This is a genomic window from Streptomyces flaveolus, from assembly GCF_044765825.1.
GTDB classification, from domain to species: domain Bacteria; phylum Actinomycetota; class Actinomycetes; order Streptomycetales; family Streptomycetaceae; genus Streptomyces; species Streptomyces flaveolus.
This window is the reverse complement of record NZ_JBIWKU010000017.1, coordinates 86407-104488: the sequence shown is the minus strand read 5'-3', so window position 1 is coordinate 104488 and position 18082 is coordinate 86407. Positions and strand designations below refer to the sequence as shown.

The window sequence follows — 18082 nt, the reverse complement described above, 5'->3', positions numbered from 1 at the left end:
GACCCGCCGGTCGCCGCCACCTCTTCGGGCACTGCCCAAGACCCGGGTGCCACCCGTAACGTGTGGCGCGGCCACGGATCACGTGGCGCACGGCGAGCACGAAAGCGAGGCAGCACCCGATGCCCCCCTTCGATGTCCCCGAGGGCGATCCCTTCGGCCCGCACAACCTTCCGTACGGCGTGTTCTCGATCCGGGGCGCGCAGGAGCGGACGGTGGGCGTCCGGCTCGGCGACCACGTCCTGGACGCGGGCGCGGCAGCCCACGCGCTCGGATCGCCGTACGCGTCCCTGCTGGCGCGGCCGACGCTGAACCCGCTGCTGGCGGCCGGCCGCACCGCCTGGTCGGACGTGCGGCGCGCGCTGACGGCCTGGGTGACGGTCCCGTCCCACCGGGAGGCCCTGGAGCCGCTGTTCTATCCGCTGTCGTCGGTGACCCTGCACCTGCCCTTCGAGGTGGCGGACTACGTCGACTTCTACGCCTCCGAGAACCACGCCCGGAACGTCGGCCGGATCTTCCGCCCCGACGCCGAGGACTCCCTCACCCCGAACTGGAAGCACCTCCCGATCGGCTACCACGGCCGCTCCGGGACGGTCGTCGTGTCGGGCACGGACGTCGTACGGCCCTCCGGTCAGCGCAAGGCCCCGGCGGACGCCGCTCCCGTCTTCGGCCCGTCCGTCCGCCTCGACATCGAGGCCGAGGTCGGCTTCGTGGTGGGCACGCCGTCCGAGCTGGGCCGCCCGGTGGCGCTCGGCGACTTCCGCGAGCACGTCTTCGGTCTGTGCCTGCTCAACGACTGGTCCGCGCGGGACGTCCAGGCCTGGGAGTACGTCCCCCTCGGCCCGTTCCTCGGCAAGTCCTTCGCCACCTCGGTGTCGGCCTGGATCACGCCCCTGGACGCCCTGGACGAGGCGCGGGTGGCCCCGCCCGAGCGCACCCACGGGCTGCTGCCCTACCTGGACGACGCCGAGGAGGAACCGGGCGGCTACGACCTGCGGATCTCGGTCGCGGTCAACGGGCACGTGATCTCCGAGCCGCCCTTCTCCACCATGTACTGGACCGCCGCGCAGCAGCTCGCCCACATGACCGTCAACGGCGCCTCCCTGCGCACCGGCGACCTCTACGGCTCGGGCACGGTGAGCGGGCCCACCGAGCGGGAGCGCGGGTCGCTGCTGGAGCTGACCTGGAACGGCCGCGATCCGCTGGAACTCCCCGACGGCAAGCGGACGTTCCTGGAGGACGGGGACGTGGTGACCCTGTCCGCGTGGGCACCGGGTCCGGGCGGCCTGCGGGTGGGGCTCGGGGAGGTGACCGGGCGGGTGGTCGGACGGTAGGCACGTGCCGGGCGCGGGCCGCGCCCCTGGCCTGCCGCACGGGAATCCGATGCCCGTCGGCACCTGACTGGCACCGCCCGTCCCCGTCATACTGGCGTCGGGCGGTGCACACCGCCGCGCAGCACCACAGCACCACAGCCAGAGCCGCCTTTCCGACCAGGATCCGGAGCCCGTGGCATGACCGTTTGCCTGCTCCTGCTGTTCGCCGTCGCCGTGACCGCCGCCGTGCCGGTGCCGCGCGCGCTGACCCGGTCCGCGTGGCCCGAGCGGGATCCCGTCGTCGCGCTGTGGGTGTGGCAGTGCCTGGTCGCCACCGTCCTGCTGTGCTGCCTGACGTCCCTCGCCCTCGGCGCCACCGCCGTCTTCGGCACCGTGCGCGCCCAGTTGTTCGCACCGGCGCCGCCCGCGGTGACCGCCGCCTACAACCTCTCCGCCGGCCCGCCCTGGGCGGCCGCCTTCACCCTGCTGCTGGCCGGCGGCGCCGCCTGGACGACCGCGATGCTCGCCCGCGAGCTCGTCGAGGCCCGCCGGCGCCGCGCCCGGTCCCGCGCGCACCTGCGCGAACGCGCCCCCGACCTGCCCGCCGGCCTCCCCCGGGCCCGCGGTCCCCTCCTTGTCCTGGAGGACGAGTACCCGGACGCCTGGTGGATGCCCGGCAGCCCGCCCCAGCTGATCGTCACCACGGGCGCCCTGCACCGCCTCACCGACCATCAGCTCGACGCCGTGCTCACCCATGAACGCGGCCACGCCCGGGCCCGCCACGACTGGCTGCTGCACCTGTCCACCGCCCTGGCCACCGGCTTCCCGCGGGTCCCGCTCTTCTCCCACTTCTGCGACCAGACCCACCGCCTGGTCGAACTCGCCGCCGACGACACCGCCTCCCGGCGCTGCGGCCACCTGACCACGGCACTGGCCCTGATCGAGCTCAACCAGCACCGGGGCGTCCTGTCCTGCGCCTCCAGCCACCGTCTCCTCGGCGAACGGGTCGACCGTCTCCTGGAACCCCCGCCCCGCCTGACCCCCCGCCACCGAGCCCTGACCACGGCGACGGCCGCCCTGGTCCCGCTCCTCCCCCTCCTGATCACCTTCGCCCCGGGCCTGACGGCTCTGACGTGACCACGCTCGACCGGTGCGACGGGGCAGCCGCGACAGCCACCGTGCCGCCCGCGCCATGGCGAAGGCCCCGGTCGACCGCCGCGGTGACGAGCCGCCCTGGTCGCGGGAGCCGCGGGCAGTCGCGTGGCCGCCATGGCCGCGACACCGCCCACGCAGGGGCCGCCTGGTCGACCGCCGCGGTGACGAGCCGCCCTAGGCGCGGGAGCCTCGGACAGCCGCCGTGCCGCCCTGGCCGCGACACCGCCCGCGTGCGGGCCGTCGGCCCCGGTCCGACCGACCGGTGACGAGTCGCGCGCAGCCGCCGCAGCCACAGCCGCAGCCGCGGACAGCCGTCGTGCCGCGGGAGCCACCGTGCCGCCTTGGCCGCCTTGGCCGCGGCAGTCACGCGCCCCCCGGTGCCTGAACGGCTTGGGAGGTGCCCTCAGGGGCGGCACAGGTGGGCGCGGCGGCACCCCGCGACGCCGGGCCACACCCCCGACCCCCGCCCGGCACCGACACCCCGCACCGGCACACACCGGACCCCCGCAGCCGACCCCACCCGCCCCGCACCCCGGTGGCACATCTCCCCCCACCCGCCAGGAAACCCCAGCTCACCCCCACCCCCGGCGGAGCCCTCGGTGGCGCAACAATCCAGCAACACCGCAAACCCGACCGGATAGGTATGGTTCCAGCCATGCCCCCCACCGACCGCATCCGAGACCACGCCGGCCAGGGCGCGACCACCGTCGCCGCCCACCGCGCGCGGCGGCGGCTGCGCGCCGACCGGGCCCGCCAACTCGCCGACCTGCTCCGCCGCCAGATCCTCACGGAGGCCTTCCCCGACGCCACGCTGCCCCACGAGGACGCCCTCGCCACCGAGTACGGCGCCTCCCGCAACACCGTCCGTGAGGCACTGGACCTGCTCCGCGCCGAAGGCCTCGTCGCCCGCCAGCCCGGCGTCGGCACGGTGGTCGTGGCCCGCAAGTACGCCCACGGCCTGGACCGTCTGATGGGCCTGGCCGAAACCCTGCACGAACACGGCCGGGTCACCAACGAGGTCCGCACGACGGTCCCGGTCCGGGCACCCGCCCCGGTCGCCGAACGCCTCCACGTGCCACCCGGCACCGACGTCCTCTACATCGAGCGCCTGCGCCGCCTGAACGGCATCCCGCTCTCCCTCGACCTCACCTACCTGCCCCTCGACATCGGCACCGCCCTGCTCGGCGCCGACCTGGAGAACACCGACGTCTTCCGCCTCCTGGAGTCCGTCACCGGCCGGCCCCTCGGCCACGCCGAGATCACCCTGGAGGCGGTCACCGCGGACGCGCACTGCTCCGCCGTGCTCGAGGCGCCGCGCGGCACGGCGGTCCTCATGCTGGAACGCCTCACCCACCTCGCGGACGGCCGCCCCGTCGACCTGGAGTTCATCCGCTTCCGCGGTGACCGCATCGCGATGAGCGGCCTCCTGCACCGGTCCCGGTAACCACCCTCCTTCGCGCACATCCCTGGAGACAGCCATGCCCTTGGCGCCCCAGCGGGCCGACGTGCCCGTGACCATCGACGAGTCGAAGTGCATCGACGGCTGCACCCTCTGCGTGGACATGTGCCCGCTGGACTCCCTCGCCATCGACGAGAGCAACGGCAAGGCGTACATGCACGTCGACGAGTGCTGGTACTGCGGCCCGTGCGCCGCCCGCTGCCCCACCGGGGCCGTCACGGTCAACATGCCCTACCTGCTGCGGTGAGAGGCCGACTCCCATGAAACCCGAACGTTCCGCCGTCCTGGCCTCCACGGCCGTCGCCGCCCTGCTCCTCCCCCTCACCGCCTGCGGCGGCGACGCGTCCGCCGACGGCTCGACGGTCACCGTGACCGTCGGCTACCAGTCCCGGACGATCAACACGGTCACGGCCGGCACCCTCCTGCGCTCCCTCGGCTACTTCGAGAAGCAGCTCAACGCCCTCGGTGACGGCGTCACCTACAAGGTGAACTGGCAGGACTACGCGACCGGCGCGCCCATCACCGCGCAGATGACCGCCGGGAAGATCGACATCGGCTCGATGGGCGACTTCCCGCTGCTCATCAACGCGGCCCGCGGCAAGCAGCTCGGCAAGCCGACCCGCCTGGTCTCGGTCACCGGCTACAACCTCCGCGGCGGCCTCAACACCATCGTCACCGCACCCGACTCATCGCTCGCCTCCCTGACGGACCTCAAGGGCAAGAAGGTCTCGACCAGCGTCGGCTCGGCCGCCGACGGCACCCTCGTACGGGCGCTCCAGCGGGCCGGCCTCGACCCGGACAAGGACATCGAGAAGCTCAACCAGCAGCCGGCCGTGGGCGCTTCCGCCCTGTCCTCGGGCAGCGCGGACGCCCTGTCGCAGTTCGTCGCCTGGCCCGGCCTGCTGGCCCAGCAGGGCAAGGCGAAGGCCCTGTACGACGGTGCGCAGCTGAACCTGCCCACCTTCCACGGGGTCACCGCCCGCGAGGACTTCGCGAAGAAGCACCCGGCCGTGCTGGACGCCTTCCTGAAGGCCCAGACCCAGGCGACCGACTACCTGAACGCGCACCCGGTGGACGCCGCCGAGACGGTCGCGAAGGCCACCGGCCTGCCCGCCGAGGCCGTCTACCTCTACAACGGCGCCCAGGGCATCGCCACCTTCGACCCGGCGATCAAGCCCCAGCTCGTGGCGGCCCTGAAGGAGGACGTGTCGGTCCTCAAGGACGCGAAGCTGACCGGCGACGTGGACGTGGACGCCTTCGTCGACGACCGGTACGTGCGCAAGGCACTCGGCCCGGCCCATTACGCCGAGCGGCTCTCCGCCACGCCCCCGGAACCGGCCGGCGAGGTCTGGCCCGAGGGCGCGCGCAAGACCGTGTCCTTCGCCTCCCCCACCGCCCTGCTGCGGCACGTCGCCGCGCACCGCGACGACGTCCGGGCCGCCTACGTCCCCGACACCACCACCGGCACCCTGTGGTTCGCCGACCGGTCGGTGTGGGTGGCCGACGGCGACGAGCTGCTGCCGTTCGTCACACCGGCGACCGCCGAGGCGTACCGCGCCGGGCACGGCGGAGCACGCGTCGTCACGTACGCCGAGGCACTGGAGCGCGCGTCGTGACCCGGTATGCGCTGCGCGTCGCCTCGCTCGCCGCCGCCCTCGGTCTGTGGCAGCTGCTGACCAGCCGGGACATCGACCTCTGGCTGCGCTTCTCGCAGTTCCCCACCGTCACCGACGTGGCCCGCACCTTCGCCGACCGGCTGGCCGGCCCCGACTACTGGACGGACCTCACCGACAGCCTCACCCGCATCCTCACCGGCTTCCTGCTCGCCGCCGTCCTGGGCGTGGCCACCGGCGTGCTCGTGGCCCGCTCGCGGCTCGCCGAGGACCTCCTCGGCCCGGTGCTGGAAGTGATCCGCCCGATCCCGGCCATCGCCCTGGTCCCCGTCGCGATCCTCCTCTTCCCCTCCAACGAACAGGGCATCGTCTTCATCACCTGCACCGCCGCCTTCTTCCCGGTCCTGGTCTCCACCCGGCACGCGGTCCGCGCGCTGACCCCCGTGTGGGAGGAGGCGGTGCGCACGATGGGCGGCGGCCGGTGGCGGGTGCTCGCCTCGGTCGTCCTGCCGGGCGCGCTGCCCGGCGTCTTCGGCGGGCTGTCGGTCGGGATCGGCGTGTCGTGGATCTGCGTGATCTCCGCCGAGATGATCTCCGGCCAGTACGGCGTCGGGTACCGCACCTGGCAGGACTACACCGTCGTCGACTACCCGGGCGTGTTCGTCGGCATGGCCACCATCGGGGTGCTGGGCTGGCTGACCTCCACGGCCGTGGAGCTGCTGGGCCGCCGCCTGACCCGCTGGCTGCCGCGTGCTTCGTACGTGCCCGGCGCCGCCCGCCCCAGGTCCGCGCGGGCCGGCACGGCCGCACCCTCCGCCCGCACCGCCGTACCCGCCGTACCCGCCGTACGCAAGGGCACCGAGCCCGAGGAGGCACGCGATGAGCACCTCGTCCGAGACTGAGACCCGTCCGGCCGCCGGCCCCCGGAGCTCCTCGCGCGGCACCCGCCTCGCCCTGCGCGGCGCCGTCCTCGGCCGCCCGGACGCCCCCGCGCTGACCGGTGTGGACGTCGACGTCTCCCCGGGCGGGATCCTCACCGTGGTCGGCCCGTCGGGCTGCGGCAAGTCGACGCTGCTGCGCACCCTGGCCGGTCTGCTGCCCCCGCTGGCCGGGACCGCCGAGCAGGACGGCCGGCGCATCGACGGACCGGGGGCGGACCGCGCCCTGGTCTTCCAGGAGGACGCCCTCCTGCCCTGGCGCTCGCTGCGCGCCAACGTCAAACTCCCCCTCGCCATCCAGGGCCTGCCCCGCGCCGAGCGCCGGGAACAGGCGGCCGCCTGGCTGGAGCGGGTCGGACTCGCCGCGCACGCCCGGCAGTTGCCGCACCGCGTCTCCGGGGGCCAGCGCCAGCGCGCCCAGCTTGCCAGGGCCCTCGCCGCGCGCCCCCGGGCCGTCCTGATGGACGAGCCCTTCGGCGCCCTCGACGCCCAGACCCGCGCCGGGATGCAGGACCTGCTGGTCGAGGTGCTGCGCGGCACGGGCGCGACCGTCGTCTTCGTCACCCACGACGTGGACGAGGCCCTGTTCCTCGGCGACCGGGTCGCCCTGCTCGGTTCCGGCCGGCTCACCGCCGTACGCGACGTGCCCCGCCCCCGGGACCGCGCCGCGCACGACGACCCGGCCCGCGTGGCGCTGCGGCGCGACGTCCTGACATCCCTCGGCACCTGAAAGGCCCCCTGGTGGAGATCCCCGCCCTCACCGACGCCGAAGAACTCACCTGCGACGTCCTCGTCATCGGCGGCGGCACCGCCGGCACCATGGCCGCGCTGACCGCCGCCGAGCACGGCGCGGACGTACTGCTGCTGGAGAAGGCCCACGTCCGCCACTCCGGCGCCCTCGCCATGGGCATGGACGGCGTCAACAACGCCGTCATCCCCGGCCGTGCCGAACCCGACGACTACGTCGCCGAGATCACCCGCGCCAACGACGGCATCGTCGACCAGTCCACCGTCCGCCAGACCGCCACCCGCGGCTTCGCCATGGTCCAGCGGCTGGAGTCGTACGGGGTGAAGTTCGAGAAGGACGAGCACGGCGACTACGCGGTCCGCCAGGTGCACCGGTCCGGCTCCTACGTGCTGCCGATGCCGGAGGGCAAGGACGTCAAGAAGGTCCTGTACCGGCAGCTTCGGCGGCGCGAGATGCGGGAGCGGATCCGCATCGAGAACCGCGTGATGCCGGTACGGGTCCTGACGGCGGAGGGCCGGGCGGTGGGCGCGGCCGGCTTCAACACCCGCACGGGGCGGTTCGTGACCGTCCGCGCGGGTGCCGTGATCCTGGCGACCGGCGCCGCCGGCCGGCTCGGCCTGCCCGCCTCCGGCTATCTCTACGGCACCTACGAGAACCCCACCAACGCGGGCGACGGCTACGCCATGGCCTACCACGCGGGCGCCGAACTGACCGGCATCGAGTGCTTCCAGATCAACCCGCTGATCAAGGACTACAACGGCCCCGCCTGCGCCTACGTCGCCAACCCCTTCGGCGGCTACCAGGTCAACCGGCACGGCGAGCGCTTCGTCGACTCCGACTACTGGTCGGGCCAGATGATGGCCGAGTTCGCGGCGGAGGTCGCCAGCGACCGCGGCCCGGTGTACCTGAAGCTCAGCCACCTGCCGGAGGAGTCGGTCTCCGCCCTGGAGTCGATCCTGCACTCCACCGAACGCCCCACCCGCGGAACCTTCCACGCGGGCCGCGGCCACGACTACCGCACTCACGACGTCGAGATGCACATCTCCGAGATCGGCCTGTGCGGCGGCCACTCCGCCTCCGGCGTCCGCGTCGACGACCACGCCCGCACCACCGTCCCCCGCCTCTACGCCGCCGGAGACCTCGCCTGCGTGCCGCACAACTACATGATCGGCGCGTTCGTCTTCGGCGACCTGGCGGGCGCCGACGCCGCCCGGTACCGGCCGTACGAGGGCGAGTTGCCGGCCGACCAGCTGCACGCCGCGCACGAACTGGTCTACCGCCCGCTGCGCAACCCCGACGGCCCGCCGCAGCCCCAGGTCGAGTACAAACTGCGCCGCTTCGTGAACGACTACGTGGCCCCGCCGAAGTCCGGGGCGCGGCTGTCGCTCGCCCTGGAGTCCTTCGAGCGGATGCGCGCGGACATCGCGGCGATGGGCGCCCGCACCCCGCACGAGCTGATGCGCTGCGCCGAGGTCGGCTTCATCCGCGACTGCGCGGAGATGGCCGCCCGGGCCTCCCTGGCCCGCACGGAGTCCCGCTGGGGCCTCTACCACGAGCGCGTCGACATCCCCGAGCGCGACGACGTCTCCTGGTTCCACCACCTCGATCTGCACAAGTCCCCCTCCGGCGCGATGGAGTTCACGGCCCGTCCCGTTGCTCCCTATCTGGTGCCGATCGACGAGTTCACGCCGGTCGGCGGCCCCTCCCGGCACCTCGGCGAGGTGCACCCGGAGCAGGTGGCCACGGCCGGCGCACGCGACGCCGCGCCCCTTGCCACGGGCGCGCCGCCCGCGGTGGCCTCGGGCGACGGCGGCCACGAGACCGCCGAACCGGCCGCGACGTCCTCCCCCCGGCTGCTGGAACTGCTGGCCCTGGCGGAGAACGAGCCCGAACTCGCCACCCTCCGGCCGTACCTGTCCGACCCCGAGCCCGCCGTCCGGCGCACAGCGGTCACCGTGCTGACCGAGACCGTGCCCGCCGGCACCGGTCCGGCGCTCGCCACCGCTCTGTCCGACCCGGACGGCGAGGTACGCGCCGCCGCCGCGGCCTCGCTGCGCGAGCTGGCCGAGACGCTGGCACCCGAACCGGCGCTGGGCGAGCCCCTCGTCCGGGCGCTGGACCGGTCCGACCCGGTGGTCCGGGCCACCGCGCTCGACCTGCTGCGCGTCCTGCGGCTGGGCGACCCCGGCACGTTCGCCGGGGCCCTCGGCGATCCGGACACCTCCGTGCGCATCGAGGCCGTGCGCGGACTGGTCTCCCTGGACGCCGCCCAGTCGCTCTCACCGGCCGCCGGGGACCCGTCCCGCGAGGTCCGGGTCGCCGTCGCCAAGGCACTGGGCACGCTGCGGGCGGCCCCTCGGGCGGGCGGCGCTCACGACCGGCTCACCGAGGACCCCGACGCCCTGGTCCGGGGCGCGGCCTTCGCGGCGCTGGCGGAGACGGGCTGCCCGGCCCCGCTGGCGGCACGGGCGGTCGCCGCGCTGTCCGACCCCGCCTGGCAGGTGCGGGCGGGCGCGGCCACCGCACTGTCCGCCGCCGCGTCCGACGCCGCGGTCCCCGTCCTCGCCAAGGTCCTCGCCGATCCGAACGCCGATGTCCGCAAGGCCGCCGTCCTGGCCCTGACCCGGCACACGGCCACCACCGAGGACGCCCGGACGGCGCTCGCGACCGTCACGAGCGACACGGACGCCGACGTCCGGGCGTACGCGACGCGGGCGTTGTGACGCCGCGGACGCGGCGGCCCTGCCGGCGCGTCCCTATATCCAGTCCTCGGGCTCGGGCTCTTCCTCGTGCTCGGGCCAGTCGTCCGCGCCGAGCCCCGAACCGGAACCGGTGCCCGGGCCGGCCGACGGAGCCGGCGCGGGCGCCGTGGCGGCGGCCGGTCCGGCCAGTCCCGCCAGCACCGCGACCACGCCCTCCCCGTACGTCGCCAGCTTCTTCTCGCCGACTCCGCTGATGCCCCCGAGCTGCCCGACCGAGGTGGGCCAGACGGTGACGATCTCCCGGAGGGTGGCGTCGTGGAAGATGACGTACGCCGGGACGCCCTGCTCGCGGGCCTGCTCGGCCCGCCAGGCACGCAGCGCCTCGAAGGCGGGCTGCAGCTCCGCGGGCAGTTCGGCCGCGGCGGCCTTGGCCTTGCGCTCGCCACGTCCGCCGCCCGCCGACTTGGCCGTGGCCGCCTTCTCGGGTTCCTTGCGCAGCGGCACCTCCCGCTCCCGCCGCAGCACCGCCCCGCTGTCCTCGGTCAGCACCAGCGTGCCGTACTCGCCCTCGACCGCGAGCAGCCCCTGGGCCAGCAGCTGCCGGGTGACGCCCCGCCACTCGCCCTCGGTCAGCTCCTCGCCGATGCCGAAGACGGAGAGCTGGTCGTGGTCGAACTGGATCACCTTGGCCGTGCGCTTGCCCAGCAGGATGTCGATGATCTGCCCGGCGCCGAACTTCTGCCCGCGTTCCCGCTTCAGCCGCACCACGGTCGACAGCACCTTCTGCGCCGCCACCGTGCCGTCCCAGGTCTCGGGCGGGGTCAGGCAGGTGTCGCAGTTGCCGCAGCCGGCCGGATCCGGGTCCTGTCCGAAGTAGGCGAGGAGCTGCCCGCGGCGGCACCGGACGGTCTCGCACAGGGCGAGCATCGCGTCCAGGTGGGACTGGGCCCGGCGGCGGAACGCCTCGTCGCCCTCACCGGACTGGATCAGCTTGCGCTGCTGCACGACGTCGTTGAGCCCGTACGCCATCCAGGCCGTCGACGGCAGTCCGTCCCGCCCGGCGCGGCCGGTCTCCTGGTAGTAGCCCTCGACCGACTTGGGCAGGTCGAGGTGGGCGACGAAGCGGACGTCCGGCTTGTCGATGCCCATGCCGAAGGCGATGGTCGCCACGACCACCAGGCCCTCCTCGCGCAGGAACCTCGACTGGTGCGCCGCGCGGGTGCCGGCGTCCAGGCCCGCGTGGTACGGCACGGCCTCGATGCCGTTGCGCGCCAGGAACTCGGCGGTCTTGTCGACGGAATTGCGCGAGAGGCAGTAGACGATGCCCGCGTCCCCGGCGTGCTCCTCACGCAGAAAGCTCAGCAGCTGCTTCCTGGGGTCGGTCTTCGGCACGATCCGGTACTGGATGTTCGGCCGGTCGAAGCTGGCCACGAAGTGCCGCGCCGCCGGCATGTTCAGCCGCTCGGTGATCTCGCGGTGGGTGGCGTGGGTGGCCGTCGCCGTGAGCGCGAGCCGGGGCACGTCCGGCCAGCGCTCGCCGAGCAGGGACAGGGCCAGGTAGTCGGGCCGGAAGTCGTGGCCCCACTGGGAGACGCAGTGCGCCTCGTCGATCGCGAAGAGGGAGATCTTGCCTCGGGAGAGCAGGTCGAGGGTGCTCTCCAGCCGCAGCCGCTCGGGCGCCAGGTACAGCAGGTCCAACTCGCCGGCGAGGAACTCGGCCTCCACCACGCGACGCTCGTCGAAGTCCTGCGTGGAGTTCATGAACCCGGCCCGCACACCGAGGGCGCGCAGCGCGTCCACCTGGTCCTGCATCAGGGCGATGAGCGGCGAGACCACGATGCCCGTGCCGGGCCTGACCAGGGCCGGGATCTGGTAGCACAGCGACTTGCCGCCGCCGGTGGGCATGAGCACGACGGCGTCGCCGCCCGCCACCACGTGGTCGACGACCGCCTCCTGCTCACCGCGGAAGGCCTCGTACCCGAAGACCCGGTGCAGCGTGGCCAGCGTCTCGCTGTCCAGCCGCCCGGCCTCTGCCGTCTCTGTCATCTCGCCGATCACGCCCATCGTCCCGTCCCCCGTACGTCCTGCCGCGCCCGTCCTGTCCCGACCACTGCCTCAACGATAGGGGTCCGCGCCGACAGCCCCGGAGTTGTCCACAGGTCGCCCGACGTGACCCGCGTCAAGGACACGACAGTCGTTCACACGTTCGCGGGAGACCCGTCCGTTTCCGGCGGATAGTCTGATTGCACCCGCGAGACTCCGTCCCATGGGAGCACTGATGAGCGTCCCACCGAAGGCGTCCGAGCCCGCCTGGCCCATCCCGCCGGAAGGCGGCTGGACCGCGGACGACCTGGACCGGCTTCCGAACCTGCCTCCGCACACGGAGCTGATCGACGGGAGCCTCGTCTTCGTGAGTCCGCAGACCCTCTTCCACTCACGCGCTGTCGACTTCCTCAACTGGCAGCTCCAGTCCCTCGCACCGTCGCAGTACGAGGTCATCCGCGAGTTCACCATCGACATCGACCGGCAGAACCGGCCCGAGCCGGATGTCATTGTCGTGCGGGGCGACGTGGTAGACGATCCGGAGCAGACTCGCTACCCCGCCGAGGCCGTCATCCTGGCCATCGAGGTCGTTTCCGCCGAATCCGTCTCCCGCGACCGCGAGACCAAGCCCTTGAAGTACGCCCGGGCCGGCATTGGCCACTACTGGCGGTGGAGAACGACAAGGGCCCTCGCCGTCGTCCACGCCTTCGAGCTGGAGCCCACCACCGGCGCCTACACCAGCGTCGGCATCTTCCGCGAGCGCATGAAGGTGAGCGCGCCTTTCCCGATGGATCTGGACCTGACCGCGATCAAGGCACGTCGTAGCGGGGAGTAGCCCTCGTACGCACTCTGCGGCCCGGCACTCCCAGAGGGTGCCGGGCCGCAGCCGTATCCGAACAGGCGGGTGCCGTGTCAGCGCACGAACACTCCCGCCTGTCCCGCCAGGTCCAGGAAGTACTGCGGTGCCACGCCGAGGACCACCGTGACCGCCACCCCGACGCCGATCGCCGTCATGGTCAGCGGGGACGGCACCGCGACGGTCGGGCCCTCGGGCCGCGGCTCGCTGAAGAACATCAGCACGATCACGCGGATGTAGAAGAACGCCGCGATCGCCGACGAGATCACACCGATCACGACCAGCGGGGCCGCGCCGCCCTCCGCCGCCGCCTTGAACACGGCGAACTTGCCCGAGAAACCGGAGGTCAGCGGGATGCCGGCGAAGGCCAGCAGGAACACCGCGAACACGGCCGCCACCAGCGGCGACCTGCGCCCGAGCCCCGCCCACTTCGACAGGTGCGTCGCCTCGCCGCCCGCGTCGCGCACCAGCGTGACCACCGCGAAGGCGCCGATCGTCACGAAGGAGTACGCGGCCAGGTAGAAGAGGACGGACGAGACGCCCTCCGGCGTGGTCGCGATGACACCCGCGAGGATGAAGCCCGCGTGCGCGATCGACGAGTACGCCAGCAGCCGCTTGATGTCCGTCTGGGTGATCGCGACGATCGCGCCGCCCAGCATGGTGACGATCGCCACGGCCCACATCACCGGCCGCCAGTCCCAGCGCAGGCCGGGCAGGACGACGTAGAGGATGCGCAGCAGCGCGCCGAAGGCCGCGACCTTGGTCGCCGCCGCCATGAAGCCGGTCACCGGCGTCGGCGCGCCCTGGTACACGTCCGGCGTCCACATGTGGAACGGCACCGCGCCCACCTTGAACAGCAGGCCCATGACGATCAGCGCGGACCCGACGAGCAGCAGCGCGTCGTTGCCCATGGTCCCGGCGAGCGCCGGGGTGACGTTCTGCACGGTGCCGTCGACGACCTGCGCGATCGTGCCGTACGACATCGAGCCCGAGTAGCCGTAGAGCAGGGCGATGCCGAACAGGGTGAACGCGGAGGCGAACGCGCCGAGCAGGAAGTACTTGACGGCCGCCTCCTGCGACATCAGCCGCTTGCGCCGGGCCAGCGCGCACAGCAGGTACAGCGGGAGGGAGAAGACCTCCAGGGCGACGAACAGCGTCAGCAGGTCGTTGGCCGCGGGGAAGATCAGCATGCCGGCGACGGCGAAGAGCAGCAGCGGGAACACCTCGGTGGTGGTGAACCCGGCCTTCACCGCCTTCTGCTCGCTCTCACTGCCCGGCACGGACGCGGCCTGCGCGGCGAAGGAGTCGACGCGGTTGCCGTGCGTCTCCGGGTCGAGCCGCCGCTCGGCGAAGGTGAACACGCCGACCAGCGCCGCCAGCAGGATCGTGCCCTGCAGGAAGAGGGCCGGCCCGTCGACGGCGATGGCGCCCATCGCCGCGATGCCCGCCTTGGTCGTGCCGTATCCGCGCGCCGCGAGCGCGACGACCGCGGCGAAGGCGGCGACGAGCGCGACGACGGAGACGAAGATCTGTGCGTAGTAGCGGGACCTGCGCGGCACGAAGGCCTCGACCAGGATTCCGACGATCGCCGCGCCGATGACGATGAGCGTGGGCGCGAGCTGCCCGTACTCGATCTTCGGTGCGTCGATCTTCGCGATCGGGTCGGCCGCCGTTGCCGCCGTTGTCCACAGGCTGTGGACGGCTGATGCGCTCACTTGGCCGCCTCCACCTCGGGCTGGGGGTCCTTCTTGTGTACGTCGGACATGGTCTGCTGCACCGCGGGGTTGACGATGTCCGTGATGGGCTTCGGGTAGACGCCCAGGAAGATCAGCAGCGCCACCAGCGGCGCCACGACCACCAGCTCACGCACCCGCAGGTCGGGCATGGCCCTCACCTCGGGCTTCACCGGCCCGGTCATCGTCCGCTGGTACAGGACGAGGGTGTAGAGCGCGGCGAGGACGATGCCGAAGGTGGCGATGATGCCGATCACCGGATAGCGCGTGAACGTGCCCACCAGCACCAGGAACTCGCTGACGAAGGGCGCGAGACCCGGCAGCGACAGGGTGGCCAGGCCGCCGATCAGGAACGTGCCGGCGAGCACCGGGGCGACCTTCTGCACACCGCCGTAGTCGGCGATGAGCCGCGAGCCGCGCCGGGAGATCAGGAAGCCGGCGATCAGCATCAGCACGGCCGTCGAGATGCCGTGGTTGACCATGTACAGGGTCGCGCCGGACTGGCCCTGGCTGGTCATCGCGAAGATGCCCATGATGATGAAGCCGAAGTGCGAGATCGACGCGTAGGCGATCAGACGCTTGATGTCGCGCTGGCCGACCGCGAGCAGCGCCCCGTAGATGATGCTGATCACCGCCAGGACGAGGATCACGGGCGTCGCCCACTTGCTCGCCTCCGGGAACAGCTGGAGGCAGAAGCGGAGCATCGCGAAGGTGCCGACCTTGTCGACCACCGCCGTGATGAGCACCGCGACCGGCGCGGTGGCCTCCCCCATCGCGTTGGGCAGCCAGGTGTGCAGCGGCCACATCGGCGCCTTCACCGCGAAGGCGAAGAAGAAGCCGAGGAACAGCCAGCGTTCGGTGGTGGTCGCCATGTCCAGCGACCCGTTGGCCCGCGCCTCGGCGATCTCGGTGAGGGAGAAGCTCCCGGCGACCACGTACAGCCCGATCACCGCGGCCAGCATGATCAGACCGCCGGCCAGGTTGTAGAGGAGGAACTTCACCGCCGCGTACGACCGCTGCGTGGCGGCCGTCTTCTCACCGTGCTCGTGGGCCCGGTCCCCGAAGCCGCCGATCAGGAAGTACAGCGGGATCAGCATGGCTTCGAAGAAGATGTAGAAGAGGAAGACGTCGGTGGCCTCGAAGGAGATGATCACCATCGCCTCGACGGCCAGGATCAGGGCGAAGAAGCCCTGCGTCGGCCGCCACCGCTTGCTGCCGGTCTCCAGCGGGTCGGCGTCGTGCCAGCCCGCGAGGATGATGAAGGGGACGAGGAGGGTGGTCAGCGCGATGAGCGCCACGGCGATGCCGTCCACGCCCAGTTCGTACCGCACCCCGAAGTCCGCGATCCAGGAGTGCGACTCGGTGAGCTGGTAGCGGTCGCCGCCGGGGTCGAAGCGGACGACCACCAGCTCGGCGAGGACGAAGGTGGCGATCGAGAAGGCCAGCGCCAGCCACTTGGCGAAGCCGCGTTTCGCGGCCGGCACGGCGGCCGTGGCGATCGCCCCGACGGCCGGGACCACCGCCGTCGCTGTCAGCAGGGGAAAGGACATCGGTATCAGACCGCCCTCATCAGCAGGGTCGCGGCGACGAGGACCGCCGCACCGCCGAACATCGAGACCGCGTACGAGCGCGCGAAGCCGTTCTGCAGCTTGCGCATCCGCCCGGACAGGCCGCCGACCGAGGCCGCCGTGCCGTTGACGACCCCGTCGACCAGGGTGTGGTCGACGTAGACCAGCGAGCGCGTGAGGTGCTCGCCGCCGCGGACCAGGACGACGTGGTTGAAGTCGTCCTGGAGCAGGTCGCGCCGGGCGGCCCGGGTGAGCAGCGACCCGCGCGGGGCGACGGCCGGGACCGGACGCCGTCCGTACTGCGCCCAGGCGATCGCCACGCCGATGACCATGCAGGCCACGGTGGCCCCGGTGACCACCCCGGCGCTGATCGGCGCGTCCCCGTGGCTGTGCCCGGTGATGGGCTCCAGCCAGTGCAGGAAGCGGTCGCCGATGCTGAAGAAGGCACCGCCCGCCACCGATCCGACGGCCAGCACGATCATCGGGATCGTCATGATCTTCGGGGACTCGTGCGGGTGCGGCGGTTCGTACTCGCCGCGTGTCTCGGCGGCCGGCTCCACGTCGGGCTCGGCCGGGGACGGCGTCGGGGCCTTGCGCCAGCGCTCCTCGCCGAAGAACGTCATCAGCATCACGCGCGTCATGTAGTACGCGGTGAGGGCCGCGCCGAGCAGGGCGCACGCGCCGAGGATCCAGCCCTCGGTGCCGCCCTTGGCGAACGCCGCCTCGATGATCTTGTCCTTGGAGAAGAAGCCGGACAGGCCCGGGAAGCCGATGATGGCGAGATAGCCGAGGCCGAAGGTGACGAACGTGACCGGCATGTACTTCCGCAGGCCGCCGTAGCGGCGCATGTCGACCTCGTCGTTCATGCCGTGCATGACGGAGCCGGCGCCGAGGAACAGCCCGGCCTTGAAGAAGCCGTGCGTCACCAGGTGCATGATCGCGAAGACGTAGCCGATGGGGCCGAGGCCCGCGGCCAGCACCATGTAGCCGATCTGCGACATGGTCGAGCCGGCCAGCGCCTTCTTGATGTCGTCCTTCGCGCAACCGACGATCGCACCGAACAGCAGCGTGACCGCGCCGACGACCGTGACCACCAGCTGGGCGTCCGGAGCGCCGTTGAAGACGGCCGCCGAGCGGACGATCAGGTACACACCCGCGGTCACCATGGTCGCGGCGTGGATGAGGGCGGAGACCGGGGTCGGGCCCTCCATCGCGTCACCGAGCCAGGACTGCAGCGGCACCTGGGCGGACTTTCCGCAGGCGGCGAGCAGCAGCATCAGCGCGATCGCGGTGAGTTTGCCCTCGCCGGCCTGTCCCGCGAGGCCGGGCTCCTCCAGCGAACCGAGCACCGGCCCGAAGGCGAAGGTGCCGAACCAGAGGAACATCAGCATGATCGCGATCGACAGGCCCATGTCGCCGACGCGGTTGACCAGGAAGGCCTTCTTCGCGGCCGTGGCCGCGCTGGGCTTGTGCTGCCAGAAGCCGATCAGCAGGTAGGAGGCGAGACCGACGCCCTCCCAGCCGACGTACAGCAGCAGGTAGTTGTCGGCGAGGACGAGGATCAGCATCGCCGCGAGGAACAGGTTCAGATAGCCGAAGAAGCGGCGGCGCCGCTCGTCGTGCTCCATGTACGCGACCGAGTACAGGTGGATCAGCGAGCCGACGCCGGTGATCAGCAGGACGAACGTCATCGACAGCTGGTCGAGCCGGAAGGCGACGTCGGCCTGGAATCCCTCCACCGGGATCCAGCTGAACAGGTGCTGCGTCAGGGTGCGGTCCTCGGCGCCGCTGCCGAGCATGTCGGCGAAGAGGACGACGCCGATCACGAAGGACGCGGCGGCCAGCAGCGTGCCGATCCAGTGGCCGACGGCGTCCAGCCGACGGCCACCGCACAGCAGGACCGCCGCTCCGAGCAGAGGCGCCGCCACCAGCAGCGCAATCAGGTTCTCCACGTTTC

13 protein-coding genes are annotated in these 18082 nt (G+C 72.5%); 9 read left to right on the top strand and 4 right to left on the bottom strand.

The features are described from left to right. The first annotated feature begins 119 nt into the window (after window positions 1-119). From fahA to ACIRG6_RS35720, 8 genes are all read left to right on the top strand, one after another. The gene (gene fahA, locus ACIRG6_RS35755) at window positions 120-1331 is read left to right on the top strand and encodes a fumarylacetoacetase (protein ID WP_403326019.1); all 1212 of its coding nucleotides are present in this window, start codon (window positions 120-122) and stop codon (window positions 1329-1331) included. Window positions 1332-1508: 177 nt separating this feature from the next. Next, window positions 1509-2447: a M56 family metallopeptidase gene (locus tag ACIRG6_RS35750; protein ID WP_318213942.1), complete on the top strand. Its 939-nt coding sequence runs from the start codon at window positions 1509-1511 to the stop codon at window positions 2445-2447. A gap of 673 nt (window positions 2448-3120) precedes the next feature. Next, complete coding sequence (locus tag ACIRG6_RS35745; protein WP_239765395.1) at window positions 3121-3909, top strand: GntR family transcriptional regulator; 789 nt, start codon at window positions 3121-3123, stop codon at window positions 3907-3909. A 34-nt stretch (window positions 3910-3943) separates the two neighbouring features. Beyond that, window positions 3944-4171 (top strand): 4Fe-4S dicluster domain-containing protein, encoded by a 228-nt coding sequence (locus ACIRG6_RS35740; protein WP_010986276.1) that lies wholly within the window; start codon window positions 3944-3946, stop codon window positions 4169-4171. A gap of 13 nt (window positions 4172-4184) precedes the next feature. Further along, window positions 4185-5540 carry an ABC transporter substrate-binding protein gene (locus tag ACIRG6_RS35735; RefSeq protein WP_364681874.1) on the top strand — a complete coding sequence of 452 codons (1356 nt, stop codon included), beginning with the start codon at window positions 4185-4187 and terminating at the stop codon, window positions 5538-5540. Continuing rightward, a complete protein-coding gene (locus tag ACIRG6_RS35730; RefSeq protein ID WP_364681876.1) occupies window positions 5537-6439 on the top strand; it encodes an ABC transporter permease in 903 nt (300 codons plus the stop codon). The genes ACIRG6_RS35735 and ACIRG6_RS35730 overlap by 4 nt, the downstream gene beginning before the upstream one ends. Next, entirely contained in the window at window positions 6417-7205 is a 789-nt protein-coding gene (locus tag ACIRG6_RS35725; protein WP_403326014.1) for an ABC transporter ATP-binding protein, read from the top strand. Before ACIRG6_RS35730 ends, ACIRG6_RS35725 begins: the two co-directional genes overlap by 23 nt. Before the next feature lie 11 nt (window positions 7206-7216). Next, window positions 7217-9946, top strand: coding sequence for a fumarate reductase/succinate dehydrogenase flavoprotein subunit (locus ACIRG6_RS35720; protein ID WP_403326011.1), 2730 nt, complete (start codon window positions 7217-7219; stop codon window positions 9944-9946). 33 nt (window positions 9947-9979) lie between these two features. Here ACIRG6_RS35720 and recQ read toward each other — a convergent pair whose 3' ends face one another. Then, the gene (gene recQ / locus ACIRG6_RS35715; RefSeq protein ID WP_403326009.1) at window positions 9980-11971 is read right to left on the bottom strand and encodes a DNA helicase RecQ; all 1992 of its coding nucleotides are present in this window, start codon (window positions 11969-11971) and stop codon (window positions 9980-9982) included. 232 nt (window positions 11972-12203) lie between these two features. Here recQ and ACIRG6_RS35710 point away from each other — a divergent pair, with 232 nt between their 5' ends. After that, a complete protein-coding gene (locus ACIRG6_RS35710; protein ID WP_403326006.1) occupies window positions 12204-12803 on the top strand; it encodes a Uma2 family endonuclease in 600 nt (199 codons plus the stop codon). A 77-nt stretch (window positions 12804-12880) separates the two neighbouring features. Here ACIRG6_RS35710 and nuoN read toward each other — a convergent pair whose 3' ends face one another. The 3 genes from nuoN to nuoL are packed head-to-tail and all read right to left on the bottom strand — an operon-like array spanning window position 12881 to window position 18077. Beyond that, window positions 12881-14539 carry an NADH-quinone oxidoreductase subunit NuoN gene (gene nuoN, locus ACIRG6_RS35705; protein WP_364681882.1) on the bottom strand — a complete coding sequence of 553 codons (1659 nt, stop codon included), beginning with the start codon at window positions 14537-14539 and terminating at the stop codon, window positions 12881-12883. Further along, window positions 14536-16107: an NADH-quinone oxidoreductase subunit M gene (locus ACIRG6_RS35700; RefSeq protein ID WP_318213935.1), complete on the bottom strand. Its 1572-nt coding sequence runs from the start codon at window positions 16105-16107 to the stop codon at window positions 14536-14538. Before ACIRG6_RS35700 ends, nuoN begins: the two co-directional genes overlap by 4 nt. A gap of 5 nt (window positions 16108-16112) precedes the next feature. Continuing rightward, the gene (gene nuoL / locus ACIRG6_RS35695) at window positions 16113-18077 is read right to left on the bottom strand and encodes an NADH-quinone oxidoreductase subunit L (protein ID WP_403326001.1); all 1965 of its coding nucleotides are present in this window, start codon (window positions 18075-18077) and stop codon (window positions 16113-16115) included. Window positions 18078-18082 lie beyond the last annotated feature (5 nt).